Source organism: Neisseria sp. P0014.S009 (genome assembly GCF_051958155.1).
Lineage (GTDB): Bacteria > Pseudomonadota > Gammaproteobacteria > Burkholderiales > Neisseriaceae > Neisseria > Neisseria flavescens_C.
Genome location: NZ_JBQCVS010000017.1, coordinates 26,834 through 41,151 on the forward strand (window position 1 = coordinate 26,834; position 14,318 = coordinate 41,151).

Genomic DNA, 14,318 nt, shown 5'->3' on the forward strand with positions numbered 1-14,318 from the left:
GTCTGAAAAGTTTTAGACAACCTTGGTTATTAATTAAAGGCAAGCAAATGAATAAAGTCTACAAATACCTACTGGTAATCGCTGCTTTGGCGGCAGCAGGCTTCGGTATATATGAATATACCGCACCCGACAAATACCAATACTGGAAAGAACTGATTGCCAAAGACCCAAAGCCTGACGGGGTTTCGGAACAGGAATACAGGGAAAAACTCAGAGCGGGCTATTGCTGGCGGGATAGAAAGTTTTATACGCCCGCAGAATTACACAGGAAAGCAATGGTCAGTTTTGCAGGTAGGTTGTTGGGGGTTGCAGAAGCTTATCGGACAGATTTTACTACTACATTGGCTGGGGATGCTTATACCAGCGAGGATTGTATTCGTAATAAAAAAGCTTGCCGTGTGTGGTTTGTCCCACAAGATTATACTAACGGAAAATGGGATAGCCTTTTTTTAGAAAAGAAAGACCCAAGAGATCATCCTCTATTACCACAATATCAGGAAAAAGAAATAGAAAAAACTGAAGATTTAGAGAAATATTTAACCGGCTATGGCAGCAAAGGATTTACCCTGGTGTTTAGAGCACCTGAAGAGGAAGAAGTTATTTTTGGCTCGGACTGCTGTAATATCTTAAATAAAAAAGAAGCTATATTAAAAATAAAAAATAGTGAATTAGTTACCTATATAGAATTTGCAAGAATTTTTCCGGAAAACGAAATTCCAAAAAATATTAATATTATGGATTATGGTGTGGGGAATTTTTATGTAGAGATCAAAGAGATTATTCCTGGATTACGCCAAGATGAAACGAAAAAAGAAAAAACATATCAGAGTAGATTTTCAGAAATCCTATTTATGAATAATTGTGGAGATATACTCTGGCAACCATATTATATCCATCAAACTAAACTGAAAGGATAAGACATGCCTAATGTAAGTGGAATTTCTCGTAATGCGTTAAAAGTATCTGAAGTATCAGTAGATAAAGTTTTATCACATTATTTGTGGAATGCTGCAATCCCTCCAAAGAAAGAAGATATGCTTACTGCGGCAACCTCTACCGAACGAAAACCTATTCATATTGACGCAACAGACTATATGAGAAATGGTGCAGGACGATATGCTTCGGCAGCAGATTTTAAAATGTTTGAAAACTTTTTTAATGCTAAAAATCTACTTGTTAGAGATAAGCCTTACTCTTTTGATGAAGCTATCGATTTGATTTATGGAAAGACAAAGATTGCTCAAAGAGTTAGAGAATTACCTAAAACAGAAAGAGGATTTACTACAGCTATTTCCCAATACGGCATAGATACCTCATCCTCCGATTACGTCGAACGCGCTTTTATTTTCGGCTCAACCCAAGTAACCGTTACCCAAACGGATATTGCCAAACTCCAATTCTTCGTCCGGCCCGACGGCAGTCGAGAAATCCGCAACCTCAGAATCACGCCTAAAAACGACAACTTCGACTTTATCGGAGGTTCATCTTCCCAAGACGCTTCGGGAAAACTTCAGAAATGGGCGGTAGGCAAAGCAAATGCAGTGTTCAATTCCGTATTGGACCCGAAAGGTATAGGCAGATCGGTCCCGCTCGTCTATACCGATACCGACAAGCTGCCATTTGTCAATATTACGGATAAGGACTTCAAAAGACTCCAATCGGAGAAATCGAACCAAGAAAAACCAGATATTCTGATGGAAGAAACAGGTATTCTTCTGTTTCGTCAAGGAGGAGGGTTATTTAATAAGCTGAAAAAATCACCAGCCTTATATGATAAAAGCCTGCTGGGGCGTTGGCGAGACATTGAGCAGAATGCCAACGAAATGTACCAAAAAACCCGTGACCTTATCGAAAAAGATCCGAATATGATGTCTTTGGATGAAAGGGATGAACGCGATCAATACGCGGCGGATATTGATAAACCAACGGCTTTAACTATTGAGGATATGCCGCAAAACGCCCAAAAAATCTATCATCAAGGGAAACAGATTTTTGCTGATTTTTGTGCCCAGAAAAACATCGCTTACGATGCAAATAGTTTGGACAATATTGCGATGTCGTTAGCTTCAGTGGCTTATAAAAACAAGATGAGTGGTGTGTCTTTAATCAATATTAACGATAATGGGAAAGTCTCGGTCGGACACAGAGCCCCCGGATTAATAATGGCTTCTGTAGATATGTGGGAAGCGGCTAAGACGCCGGTAGAGGAAAGCCTGAGCCAAATTCAGCAAACAGCACAACAAATTGAATATGAGGAGCAACAAAAACAAATCGTGCAATCCCAATCACATGGAGCGAGGATTTCTTAAGTAAAATCAAAAGAAAATGTAAAAAGAGGACTTAAATTCTACCAATTATCTACAAATGGTTTGATTGATTTTAAACAAAGCTAAAGGCCGTCTGAAAAATCTTTCAGACGGCCTGTTGTTTTAAAGCGTTTTATTCTGCACCGACAACGACGGTGTTGAGGTCTTTGAATTTGACGCGGTGTTGCCATGCGTCGCGGACTTGTTCGACGGTCAGGCTGTTGATGGCTTTGGGATAGGCTTCCAAGTAGTCGTTGGGTAGGTCGTAGAGGCCGATCAGGCTCAGGTAGTTGAGCAGCTTGTCGTTGGAGTCGTAGCGCAGGGGAAAGCCGCCGACGATGTTGGCTTTGGCCTGTTTCAGCTCGGCTTCGGTCGGGCCTTCGGCGATAAACTGCTCGATGACGGCTTGGGTGTCGGCCAGTGAGGCTTTGGTGTTTTTCTTTTGGGTGGAGTAGGAAACGGCAAACGTGCCTTCTTCTGTCGCCGGGGCAAGGCTGCTGTATACGCCGTAGGTGTAGCCGTGTTGGTCGCGCAAAACTTTCATGAGGCGGCTGTCGAAACCGCCGCCGCCGAGGATGTAGTTGCCGGCAACGAGGGCGTAGTAGTCGGGGTCGTGGCGTTTGATGAGGGAGGTGCCGAGCAGGACTTGTGCCTGTGTGCCGGCAAAGGGGATGTCGCGGCGTTGGGCGGTTTGTTTGGGAACGGGCGGGATGGCGTGGGTTGCGGTGGCTTTGGCCGGCAGGTCTTTGAGGACGCGTTCGACCAGTTGCTCTGCCTGTTTGCGGTTGAGGTCGCCGACGATGGCGACGATGGCGTTGTCTTTGCCATAGTGGGTGCGGTGGAAGGTGCGGATGTCGTCCAGACTAACTTGTTTGAGGCTGTCGACGGTTATGTTTGCGCCGCTGCCGTAGGGGTGGTTCGGGTAGATGAGCTTGGTCAGTTCGCGCGTGGCGGTGTAGTCGGGGGTGGTTTCTTGTTGCTGCAAGCCGGTAATGGATTGGATTTGACGGCGGCGGAAAACGGTTTCGTCAAAGCGCGGACGGGTCAGCGAGTGGTTGAGCAAGTTGGCGGCTTTGTCGCGGATGTCGGCTTTGCTGAGGCTGCGGAAGCCTGCGGACGCGCTTTCGGCATTGCTGTCGCTGCTGATTTGTGCGCCGATGTTGTCGGCTTCGGCATTGAAGGCTTCTTCGTCCAGCTCTTGGGTGCCGTCGGTCAGGAGGGCGGCAGTAAATTCGGCAACTTGGCTTTTGCCGTCCGGATTGGCGACGCTGCCTGCGCCCTTGAAGCTGACTTCAAGGTCGATGATGGGGTTTTCGTGGCGTTCGACAAGGAGAATTTGGGTGCCGTCGCGGTTGCGCCAGCGTTGGATGTCGGTGGCGGCTTGGACGCTTAAGGGCAGGAGTAGGGCAAGGGCGAGCAGGGTGGGTTTCATGTTGTGGCTTTCTGTTAAGGCCGTCTGAAAGGGTATGGGCTTTCAGACGGCCTGATGTTTATCGGCGTTTGGCAGCTTTTTTGCTTGGCGCGGTGGCTGTTTTTTGCGGCTCGATGATGACGGTACTCATGCGCTCGTCGGTCAACATCCGGGCGGCGGCCTGTACTTCTTGCGCGCTGACTGCCTGTAAGCGGCGGTGGATTTCTTGTTCGTCGGTATATTGGAAACCGCGCGCTTCGAGGCGGCCCATCATGGAGGCTTGGGAAGATATGGAGTCTTTGGCGTAGATTTCGCTGACCGCTGCCTGGGTTTTGACGCGCTGCAATTCTTCTTCGGAAACGCCGTTGTCGGCAATGTCTTTGATTTCTTGGCGCAGCTGGGCAATCAAAGTATCGGTTTTCACGCCTTCGGCAGGCATGGCCATTACGCTGAACAGCGGCATTTCACGGCTGATGATGTCGTAATGCGTTCCTGCGTTCAATGCGGTTTGCTTGCCGCGCACGAGGTTTTTGTCAAAACGGCTGGACGCGTTGCCTGCCAAAATATCGGAGAGGATGTCGAGGGCGAAAGGCATCGTGTCATCCAATTTTTGGAGTTTCGGCACACGGAAGTTGATGGCAATCAGCGGTTGGTGTGTGACCGGAGAAGTGGCTTTGACCGTAACAGGCTTGCGCAAATAGGGTTCGGTATGGAGTTTGTTGCGCGGTGGCTGGGCTTTGGCCGGAATATCGCCAAAGAGTTTGGCGGCCGTATGAAGCGTTTGTTTGGCATCGACATCGCCGACAATGACCAATACGGCATTGTTGGGTGCGTAATATTGTTTGTACCACGCGCGCAGGTCATCGGCTTTTAGCGTGTGCAAATCTTTCATGTAGCCGATGACGGAGGCGCGCATCGACGGTTGGGTAAAGGCGGCAAGATAGGCTTGCTCCCACATTTTGCCGTCGGCCGTGTCTTCCGTGCGTTGGCGGCGTTCTTCGCGGATGACGTTCATCTCGTTGAGGAATTCTTTGTCACTGAAGTTGAGGTTGTGCATGCGGTCGGCTTCGAGCTTTAGAATCTCGGGCAGATTGACGGCGGCGACGTTTTCGTAATACACCGTTTCATTGCGGTTGGTATAGGCGTTGTTTTGTCCGCCCAGCTCGGATACGCGGCGGTTGAACTCGCCGGAGGGAACGTCTTTCGTGCCTTTAAACATCATGTGTTCCAAAGCGTGGCTCAGGCCGCTTTTGCCCGGTTTTTCATCCACGCTGCCGATTTTGTACCAAATCTGCGAAACGGCCACAGGCGCGCGATGGTCTTCTTTAACGATGATTTTCAGACCGTTGGGCAGGGTTTCAGAAAGCGTCTGCGCCCATGAGGCGGCAGGCAGCGCGAAGGCAAGCATTAAAACAATTCGGCGTAACATGGTTCAATCCGTAAAATGAAAATCAATTGCCAAAGTATAGCGGAAAATCTGAAAGATTGGCCGAATGTTTCAGACGGCCTGAGACTTTATCTGCTGATTCACATCAAGCGCGGCCGTTGCCAATCTTTACCATCGCGCCTCATTCGCGGATAATCCCAAACATTCCCGTTTCCAACCATCACAAAGGAATCATCATGGCATTTTTGAAACTGACCGAACAAAATGTTCAAGGCAAAACCGTTCTGATCCGCGCCGATATGAACGTACCGTTTAAAGACGGCAAAATCAGCGACGACACCCGTATCCGCGCTTCGCTTGCATCCATCAAATACTGCTTGGACAACGGCGCGTCTGTGATCGTGATGACCCACCTCGGCCGTCCGACCGAAGGCGAATTCCATCCTGAGGACGATGTGGCGCCTGTTGCCGCGCATTTGGGCAAACTGTTGGGCAAAGACGTGAAAGTATTGAACGACTGGCGTGAAAACAAACCAACTTTGAACGCCGGTGATGTTGTGATGTTGCAAAACGTGCGCATCAACAAAGGTGAGAAGAAAAACGACTTGGAGTTGGGCAAAGCCTACGCTTCTTTGTGCGACGTGTTCGTCAACGACGCATTCGGTACTGCCCACCGCGCCCAAGCTTCGACTGAAGCCGTTGCCCAAGCCGCACCGGTTGCCTGCGCCGGCGTGTTGATGGCGGGCGAACTCGACGCTTTGGGCAAAGCACTGAAACAACCGGCTCATCCGATGGTCGCCATCGTTGCCGGCAGCAAAGTGTCTACCAAACTGACCATCCTCGAATCTTTGGCCGATAAAGTTGATCAACTCATCGTCGGCGGCGGCATTGCCAATACTTTCCTGTTGGCAGAAGGCAAAGCCATCGGCAAATCTTTGGCCGAACACGACTTAGTGGAAGAATCCAAAAAAATCATGGCGAAAATGGCGGCTAAAGGCGGCTCTGTTCCGCTGCCGACCGATGTGGTTGTCGCTAAAGCCTTTGCCGCCGATGCCGAAGCTGTGGTGAAAGACATTGCCGACGTTGCCGAAGACGACATGATTTTGGACATCGGCCCGAAATCCGCTGCTGCTTTGGCCGATTTGCTCAAAGCTGCTGGTACGGTCGTATGGAATGGCCCGGTCGGCGTGTTTGAATTTGACCAATTTGCCGGCGGTACTAAAGTATTGGCCGAAGCGATTGCCCAAAGCGATGCGTTCTCGATTGCCGGCGGCGGCGATACTTTGGCGGCGATTGCCAAATTCGGCGTAACCGACCAAATCAGCTACATTTCTACCGGCGGCGGCGCGTTCCTTGAATTCTTGGAAGGCAAAGAGTTGCCTGCCGTTGCTGCTTTGGAAAAACGCGGTGCGTAATCGGTTTTAATATCGATGGCTGAATAAAGGCCGTCTGAAATCCAAATCGGGTTTCAGACGGCCTTATTTATTTTGTTGAAATGTGTTATCGGTTTAGGCGGTTTGCGTATCCGACTGTCTGTGCAATGCCTGATAACACGGTGCAAGCTGGCGGATGATGAGGTCGAGCTGGTGTTTGAGGATTTGGTTTTGTTGGGACTGCTCTTTGTCGGTCTGCTCCAAATCGGCAAACTCCTGTCGGATGGCTTCGATGCTTGCATCGAAGGTGGCCGGTTCGGTCTGCGGCATTTGGTTGAGGAGTTCGGCGATGTGGTGGGTCAGGCGAGCATATGGGGCGAAGGTATCGCTGCCGTCGTGATGAACCTGGTCGCGGTACGCGCCGAGCGCGGAAATGTGGCCGGTCAGCGCATAGCTGGTTTTGAGCAGGGTAAAACCGTCTTGCAGGCGGTCTTGGTATTTTTTCGGGTTGCTGCTCATGTCGGATAAGGTGCTGCTGAGGGCGGCGGTACTTTCGTGGGCTTGGCGGCGGGTGAGGCGGTAGTCGACATCATCGCGGCTGCCGTTTTGCAGCTGGTCGAGGATGGCGTCGAGATAGCGGCCGTTGGCAGTGATGGTCTGGGCGGCGGTATGGCTGAGGGTGAGGTAACGCCAATCAGGCCAGAGGTAGGTGGCGGCAGCCCATGCGATAACGGAACCGACGATGGTGTCGATGATGCGGATGGGCATGGCGTGGTACACGTCCAAACCGGCAAGCGAGAGGCTGGTCAGGGCTTGGATGGTGATGAAGAAGGTGGAGAAGCTGTATTTGTAGCTTCGGGTCATGAAGAACAGGGTGGTGCTGGCGATGACAATCCAGAGTTTGGTTTCAACGGACGGGGTGAAGTAGGGGACGAGAGAACCGACAATTACGCCGAGAATCGTGCCGGCGATACGTTGGTACACGCGGCTTTTGGTGGCGGTGTAGTTGGGCTGGCAGACGAAAAGGGCGGTCAGCAGAATCCAGTAGCCGAGATTGAGATGGAGGATTTCGACAATGATGCAGGCCGCGGCCACGACGATGGAGAGGCGGGTGGCATGGCGGAATACGCCGGAGTCGAAATTGAGTTGGCTGATGACGGTTTCGCCGATATTGCGGAACTTGGTGTTTTCAAGGGCGGCGATGCGGGTGTCGGCGTTGTCGTTTTCGGCAAGGGACGCATCGTTTTGCAGTTGCCGCAGTTGGTAATCGACGCTGCTGAGATTGTCGAGCAGACGGCGGATATTGTAGAGGTTGGCATTATCGGCATGGGTCTCGGCAAAATGGCTGAGGGATTGGCGGCAGCCTTCCATGGCGCGGCCGAGGCGTTTGCTGTATGCGTAGGGTTTGTTGTTGCGCAGGGAGGCGGCAACGTTGCGGCACGCCTGGCCTTGCATTTCGAGCAGGCGGCGGATGCGGAAGATGAGGTCGGTATTTTTGAGCTGCTCGGCCATTTCGCTGTAATCGACGTGGGCGGAGCTGATGCGTTCGTGCATGTCTTGCGCGCAGAGGTAGTAGCGCAGCATTTTGGCGGTACGCGGATGGCGGTGTTGGCCGCGCAACCGGTAGAAAAGTGCGCCGCGGCATTGGTTGAAGGCGGTAATCACGCCGGTGTTGCTCATGGCCAAGTCGATTTGGCGGTTGCCCAACCATGCGGCTTCGTCTGGATCGAAAAAGTCGGCTTTGGCATCGAAGTAGTTGCTGAGTGCGTCGTAGGCGTTGGCAACGGTTTCTTGGACGGGGCGGTGGGGCAGGATGATTTGGAAGATCAGGGTGTTGACGCTGTATAGAACAGTGCCCAACAGAATCATGACGGGATTGGTCAGCCGGTAGGTCTCGGGGGTGTAGGTCAGCGTGGTGTAGGTGGCGACGGCGAGCGCACCGAAAGCGAAGGTGCGGTATTTGAGGCCGACGGTGCCGAGGATGGTAAAGCCGAAAGTCATCAGGGTCATGGCCAAGATGAAGGGGACGCCTGTGCCGATGGTGCTTTGGGCAAGCAATGAGGAGAGGGTAAACAGGGCAACGGTGATGACGATGTTTTTCAGACGGCCTGTGAGGCGGTTGTCCAAATCGACCAAACCGCCGGCAATAATGCCGAGTACGAAGGGCATCACCAGTTTGGGCGTGTCGAAGTGCCAAACGAGGGTGGCGGCGATGAATACGCTGGCGAAGACGGGCAGGGAGGCAATGATCAGAGGTTTGAGCGGCGGAGTGTTCATGATGGTGTTGTTTATTATTCGTTATGAGGAGAATGATTGGATTTTAACAGGATTTTCAGTCGGTTTCAGAATGCTTTAAATGAGATAAGGCCGTCTGAACGGATACGGGGAAATACTTGATTTCGTTTCCACATCCGTTCAGACGGCCTTGTTTGGCTTATGCCATCAGGTCATCAGGTTGAGGTCGCTGATGCGGTCGTAGAGGCGTTCGGTATTGTTGCCCTCGTCGTGCATTTGAATGCGCAGGCGCAAATCGTTGGCGGATACCGCTTGGCGCAGAGCTTCGCTGAGTTCGATCTGGCCCTGTGCGTAGAGGTTGAAGAGGTTTTGGTCGAACGTCTGCATGCCGTTGCTGCCGGAGCGTGCCATCAGGTCGCGGATTTCCAGTAATTCGCCTTTGAAAATCAGGTCCTGCATGGCTGGAGTGTTGAGCAGGAGGTCGGTAACGGCCGTGCGTTGGCGGTTTTTCTTGATGGTGAGGCGTTGGCCGATGATGCCGACGAGGTTTAACGCTAAATCCATCAAAACCTGTTGGCGTCGGTCTTCCGGATAGAAGTTGATGATGCGCTCGATGGTTTGGGAGGCTGTGCTGGCATGGATGGTGAAAACGCACAGATGGCCGGTTTGAGCCAACTGGAGGGCGTATTCCATGCTTTCTTCGCTGCGGACTTCGCCGATACAGACGACATCGGGTGCTTGACGCATGGCGCTTTGAACGGCGGTTTTCCAGTTGTCGGTATCGATGCCGATTTCGCGCTGGGTGAAGATGCTGCGGCAAGGTTTGTAGATAAACTCGATGGGGTCTTCGATGGTGACGATATGGCCGGGCAGCTTTTGGTTGCGGTAGTTGAGCATGGAGGCCATGGTGGTGGACTTACCCGAACCGGTCGGGCCGGCGAGGATCAGCAGGCCGCGTGGCGCGAGTGCAAGCTCTTGGAGCTTTTCGGGTAAGCCGAGTGTCTTCATTTCGGGAATGTCTTGGCTGACGCGGCGCAATACCATGCCGACGCGGCCTTGCTCGTGGTAGGCGTTGACGCGGTAGCGCGTGTTGCTGCGCGATTGGACGGAATAGTTGATTTCCCAGTCGCGATTGAAGGCTTCGAGCTGGTCGGGGTTCATGGTGGATTCGGCGATGGCGGCGGTGTCCGCGCCGGTCAGCGCCTTGTGGGGCATGGGCGTGAGGGTGCCGCCGACTTTGATGGCAGGGGGAAAGCCTGCGCTGATGAAGATGTCGGATGCGTTGCGTTTTTCGGCCTCTTCACACATGCGGTCGAGCAGGGGATGAAGATGCGTGCCGATTTCGGCCGGGGTGGGGATGTGCGGTGCTTGGTTTTTTTGTGAGTAGGCTTGCACCATTTCGCTTAACAGGTCGTGCAGAGGGGCGAGGTCGCTCATGATGATTCTCTTTAAAACGGGTATTCGGTCAGGCTGAAAGGCCGTCTGAAAACGGGATGATGGGGTTCAGACGGCCTGAATATGGTTTAGAAAACAGAGAGGTTTTCGATGTTTTGCGCTTTGCTGCGTGCCAGCTCGGGGCTGATGGTGCCTTGGCGGACAAGGGTTTGCAGGGCTTGATCGAGGGTTTGCATACCGTGGGCCTGACCGGTTTGGAGGACGGCGTTGATTTGGGCGATTTTATTCTCGCGGATGAGGTTGCGTACGGCCGGTGTGGAAATTAGGATTTCGTGTGCGGCGACGCGGCCGTTGCCGTCGCGGGTTTTCAGCAGGGTTTGGGAAATAATGGCGCGCAAGGATTCGGACAACATGGAGCGCACGATTTCTTTTTCGCCTGCAGGGAATACGTCGACAATACGGTCGATGGTTTTGGCGGCGCCGGTCGTGTGCAGCGTGCCGAAAACCAAGTGGCCGGTTTCGGCGGCGGTCAGGGCGAGGGAGATGGTTTCAGGGTCGCGCATCTCACCGATCAAAATCACGTCGGGGTCTTCGCGCAGTGCGGAACGCAGGGCGTTGGTGAAGCTGTGGGTGTGTTGATGCAGCTCGCGCTGGTTGATGAGCGCCTTTTTGCTTTGGTGGACGAACTCAATCGGGTCTTCGATGGTCAGAATGTGGGCCGGTTGGGTTTCGTTGATGTAGTTGACCATCGCCGCCAGCGTGGTGGATTTACCCGAACCGGTCGGGCCGGTTACCAAGACCAAACCGCGTGGATTTTCGGCAATTTTTTGGAAAATGCGCGGCGCACGCAATTCTTCCAGCGTTAGGACGGTGCTCGGAATGGTACGGAATACGGCGGCCGGGCCGCGTTCGGTCATAAAGGCGTTGACGCGGAAACGGGCAACATTGGGCAGCTCAAATGAGAAATCGACTTCAAAATCCTGTTGGTAGAGCTTGCGCTGGTGGTCGTTCATGACCGAGGTAATCATGGTACCGACTTCTTCCGAACTCATCTCGGGCAGGTTGATGCGGCGGATGTCGCCGTGTACGCGTATCATGGGGGAAATGCCCGAACTTAAATGGAGGTCGGAGGCTTTGTTTTTCACGCCGAACGCGAGTAAGTCGGTAATCTGCATAATGTGGCCTTGTTTTGGTTTAGAATAATAAAATCGCTTTATTTTAAATAGATAAACCCGTTCGACCAAGTAAAATTTTCAAAATGCCGAGTGATGAACGGGTTAAAGGAGAAAACCATGTCGGTATTGCAACAAAACTATCGGGACGTATGCCGGGCGGTTGAACAGGCGGCTGAGGCTGCCGGACGGCCTGCGGAAGCGGTGAAGCTGGTAGCGGTCAGCAAGACCTTTCCGGCAGACGATATCCGCGCAGTATATGCGGCCGGTCAGCGCGATTTTGGCGAGAACTATATTCAGGAATGGTTTGAGAAAACGGAAACGCTGGCCGATTTGCCGGATATTGTTTGGCACGTTATCGGCGATGTGCAGTCCAATAAAACCAAATTTGTGGCCGAACGCGCACATTGGGTGCATACGATAGGCCGTCTGAAAACGGCGCGGCGCTTGAGCGAACAAAGGTCGTCTGAAATGCCGCCGTTGCAGGTGTGCATTGAAGTGAACATTGCCGCAGAGGAGGCGAAACACGGCGTAGCGCCCGCAGAAGCGATTGCGCTGGCCCTTGAAGTGGCCAAGTTGCCGAATATTAAAGTGCGCGGATTGATGTGTGTGGCCAAGGCCGACAGCAGCGACGATGAGTTACGCAGCCAGTTTCATACCATGCAGCGGCTGTTGGCTGAGTTGAATGCGGCAGGCGTCGAAGCAGATGTTTTGTCTATGGGTATGTCCGGAGATATGCCAATCGCGGTAGAATGCGGCGCAACCCACGTCCGCATCGGCAGCGCGATTTTCGGTAAGCGGCATTATCCTCAATAAAAGTAATAGGCCGTCTGAACAGGGTAGACAGCAGTTTCAGACGGCCTGATCGATATCACAAAGGAGTGACATATATATGAATATCTATTTTCTCGGCGGCGGCAATATGGCGACTGCCATTGCAGGCGGTTTGGTCAAACAAGACGGTTATCGTGTTCACATTGTCGAACGCGGCGCCGAAAGACGAGCGCAACTGGAGCAAGAATTGGGCGTAGCCACTTCTGAAAACCTGCCAGAATTGAGTGCGGACGATGTCCTCATTCTCGCCGTCAAACCGCAAGACATGCAGGCAGCCTGTCAAAACATCCGTTTGAATGGTGCGCTGGTGTTGTCCGTAGCGGCAGGTTTGTCCATCGATACCCTCAGCCATTATCTGGACGGTACACGCCGTATCGTGCGCATCATGCCCAATACGCCGGCCAAAATCGGTTTGGGCGTATCCGGTATGTTTGCCGATGCAGGCGTTTCAGAAGCCGACCGCACAGCCGCAGACGGCATCATGCGCTCTGTCGGCACAACCGTTTGGCTGAACGAGGAAGAGCAACTCCACAATATTACCGGCATCAGCGGCAGCGGCCCCGCCTATGTTTTCTATCTGTTGGGCGCGCTCCAAAATGCGGCTTTGGCACAAGGTTTCAACGAACAAGATGCACGCGAACTGAGCCTCGCTACATTTAAAGGCGCAGTGGCTTTGGCCGAACAAACCGGCGAAGCATTCGCACAATTACAGCAAAACGTGACTTCCAAAGGCGGCACGACACACGAAGCCATCGAAACCTTCAAAGCACGTCACGTTGCCGAAGCCATCGAACAGGGCGTAGAAGCTTGCGTTAAACGTTCGCAAGAAATGGCACAACAATATAAGGCCGTCTGAACATGCGTGGCGACTTGCTCTTATTATTGGCAGACGCTATTGCCATCCTGTGTATCACACGCTTTTTGCTCCGATACGCAGGATTGGCAGCAGAACATCCCCTGCTCAAATTCAGCATACAGGCAACAGGTTGGCTGACCAAACCTTGGCAAAAAGCATTTCCATCCGGCGCGAAAACCGATTGGTACTGCCTGCCTTCAGGTTTTCTGGTGTACTACCTTGCCTGTACCGCCATTATTTTCATCTCGCCGGCGCTATCCATCAGCAATAAGCTGATTTTGGCAAACTTCTGGTTTGCCGCACTCCATATGCTGAAGGCCGCAGCTTATACATTACTTATTGGTCTGATTATTAGAATGGTGTCCAGTATACAGGGCCGGTATTCGCCGTTGACTTATGCCATCGAACGAATCTTGCAGCCATTGCTCAAACCGTTTTCCTTCTTACGCGCAGGACGATACGATTTTTCAGGCAGTTTGTTGGCACTCTTATTATGGTTGTGGCTGACCCGATGGTTTCCCCAACTTATCCAGCAAACCAACCTGTGGTTGCTTCAATAGGCCGTCTGAAAGCGCAGCAGGTATTAACGACCAAAAATACAACGTCCTAAAAAGTGCTTTAATACATTTAGGTGTAAGGTAGTGCAAAAAAGTGCAAATCGAAATATAAAGAACAAATGAATAGGTAAAACATGATATGATTCGCCCAATTTCCAAAACGGAAATTCAAGAAAACCCAATAAAAGCAAACCCGTAGCATCCAAATCATTAACAACAAACCGAAAGCAGACACCATGGCAAAGCTGACAGAACAAGATATTTTAAACTGGGATGGTCCTGAAGAGGACTACATGAACAGCGACCAATTGGCCTTCTTCCGCGAACTACTGGTTAAAATGCAAGAAGAACTGATTGAAAATGCAAACACCACTACTGGCCATCTTCAAGAGCACGAATCCGCTCCCGATCCTGCCGATAGAGCTACTCAAGAAGAAGAATACGCTTTAGAACTGCGCACCCGCGATCGCGAGCGTAAACTTCTCAATAAAGTGCAAGCGACTCTCCGCAGTATTGACGAAGGCGATTACGGTTTCTGTGCCGATACCGGCGAACCCATCGGCCTCAAACGCCTGCTGGCACGTCCGACTGCGACATTGTCCGTAGAAGCGCAAGAGCGACGCGAACGAATGAAAAAACAGTTCGCCGACTAAGAATTATAGATATAGAAACCTCAAAAGGCCGTCTGAAAGAGCAATTCAGACGGCCTTTAGTTTGAGACCTTTGCAAAATTCCCCAAAATCCCCTAAATTCCCACCAAGACATTTAGGGGATTTTCCATGAGCACCTTCT

The 14,318-nt window shown here is 51.8% G+C and carries 12 protein-coding genes; 7 read left to right on the plus strand and 5 right to left on the minus strand.

The annotated features are described in order from the left end of the window. Positions 1-47 precede the first annotated feature (47 nt). Positions 48-917 carry a hypothetical protein gene (locus tag ACTHS4_RS10385; protein ID WP_371459489.1) on the plus strand — a complete coding sequence of 290 codons (870 nt, stop codon included), beginning with the start codon at positions 48-50 and terminating at the stop codon, positions 915-917. A 3-nt stretch (positions 918-920) separates the two neighbouring features. Further along, positions 921-2,309 carry a calcium-binding protein gene (locus tag ACTHS4_RS10390; protein WP_283122298.1) on the plus strand — a complete coding sequence of 463 codons (1,389 nt, stop codon included), beginning with the start codon at positions 921-923 and terminating at the stop codon, positions 2,307-2,309. A gap of 130 nt (positions 2,310-2,439) precedes the next feature. Here the strand turns inward: ACTHS4_RS10390 and ACTHS4_RS10395 are convergent, their stop codons facing one another. Both ACTHS4_RS10395 and ACTHS4_RS10400 read right to left on the minus strand, forming a co-directional pair. Next, on the minus strand, positions 2,440-3,738 hold the full coding sequence (locus tag ACTHS4_RS10395; protein WP_440365899.1) for a M16 family metallopeptidase: 1,299 nt from the start codon (positions 3,736-3,738) through the stop codon (positions 2,440-2,442). A gap of 58 nt (positions 3,739-3,796) precedes the next feature. After that, on the minus strand, positions 3,797-5,146 hold the full coding sequence (locus ACTHS4_RS10400) for a M16 family metallopeptidase (RefSeq protein ID WP_440365900.1): 1,350 nt from the start codon (positions 5,144-5,146) through the stop codon (positions 3,797-3,799). A gap of 194 nt (positions 5,147-5,340) precedes the next feature. Here ACTHS4_RS10400 and ACTHS4_RS10405 point away from each other — a divergent pair, with 194 nt between their 5' ends. Next, positions 5,341-6,519 (plus strand): phosphoglycerate kinase, encoded by a 1,179-nt coding sequence (locus ACTHS4_RS10405; protein WP_440365901.1) that lies wholly within the window; start codon positions 5,341-5,343, stop codon positions 6,517-6,519. 93 nt (positions 6,520-6,612) lie between these two features. Here ACTHS4_RS10405 and yccS read toward each other — a convergent pair whose 3' ends face one another. From yccS to ACTHS4_RS10420, 3 genes are all read right to left on the minus strand, one after another. Beyond that, positions 6,613-8,754: a YccS family putative transporter gene (yccS, locus tag ACTHS4_RS10410; RefSeq protein ID WP_440365902.1), complete on the minus strand. Its 2,142-nt coding sequence runs from the start codon at positions 8,752-8,754 to the stop codon at positions 6,613-6,615. A gap of 165 nt (positions 8,755-8,919) precedes the next feature. Further along, complete coding sequence (locus ACTHS4_RS10415; protein ID WP_049333157.1) at positions 8,920-10,149, minus strand: PilT/PilU family type 4a pilus ATPase; 1,230 nt, start codon at positions 10,147-10,149, stop codon at positions 8,920-8,922. Positions 10,150-10,235: 86 nt separating this feature from the next. After that, positions 10,236-11,282, minus strand: coding sequence for a type IV pilus twitching motility protein PilT (locus tag ACTHS4_RS10420; protein WP_070826367.1), 1,047 nt, complete (start codon positions 11,280-11,282; stop codon positions 10,236-10,238). A 117-nt stretch (positions 11,283-11,399) separates the two neighbouring features. On the opposite strand from ACTHS4_RS10420, the gene ACTHS4_RS10425 reads away from it, so the two are divergent. The 4 genes from ACTHS4_RS10425 (at position 11,400) to dksA (ending at position 14,179) form a co-directional block, all read left to right on the plus strand. Then, on the plus strand, positions 11,400-12,095 hold the full coding sequence (locus ACTHS4_RS10425) for a YggS family pyridoxal phosphate-dependent enzyme (protein WP_070826366.1): 696 nt from the start codon (positions 11,400-11,402) through the stop codon (positions 12,093-12,095). 76 nt (positions 12,096-12,171) lie between these two features. Further along, complete coding sequence (proC, locus tag ACTHS4_RS10430; protein ID WP_150537101.1) at positions 12,172-12,969, plus strand: pyrroline-5-carboxylate reductase; 798 nt, start codon at positions 12,172-12,174, stop codon at positions 12,967-12,969. Positions 12,970-12,971: 2 nt separating this feature from the next. After that, entirely contained in the window at positions 12,972-13,529 is a 558-nt protein-coding gene (locus ACTHS4_RS10435; RefSeq protein WP_070826364.1) for a YggT family protein, read from the plus strand. Positions 13,530-13,762: 233 nt separating this feature from the next. Beyond that, the gene (dksA, locus tag ACTHS4_RS10440) at positions 13,763-14,179 is read left to right on the plus strand and encodes an RNA polymerase-binding protein DksA (protein WP_004519243.1); all 417 of its coding nucleotides are present in this window, start codon (positions 13,763-13,765) and stop codon (positions 14,177-14,179) included. Positions 14,180-14,318: the final 139 nt, after the last annotated feature.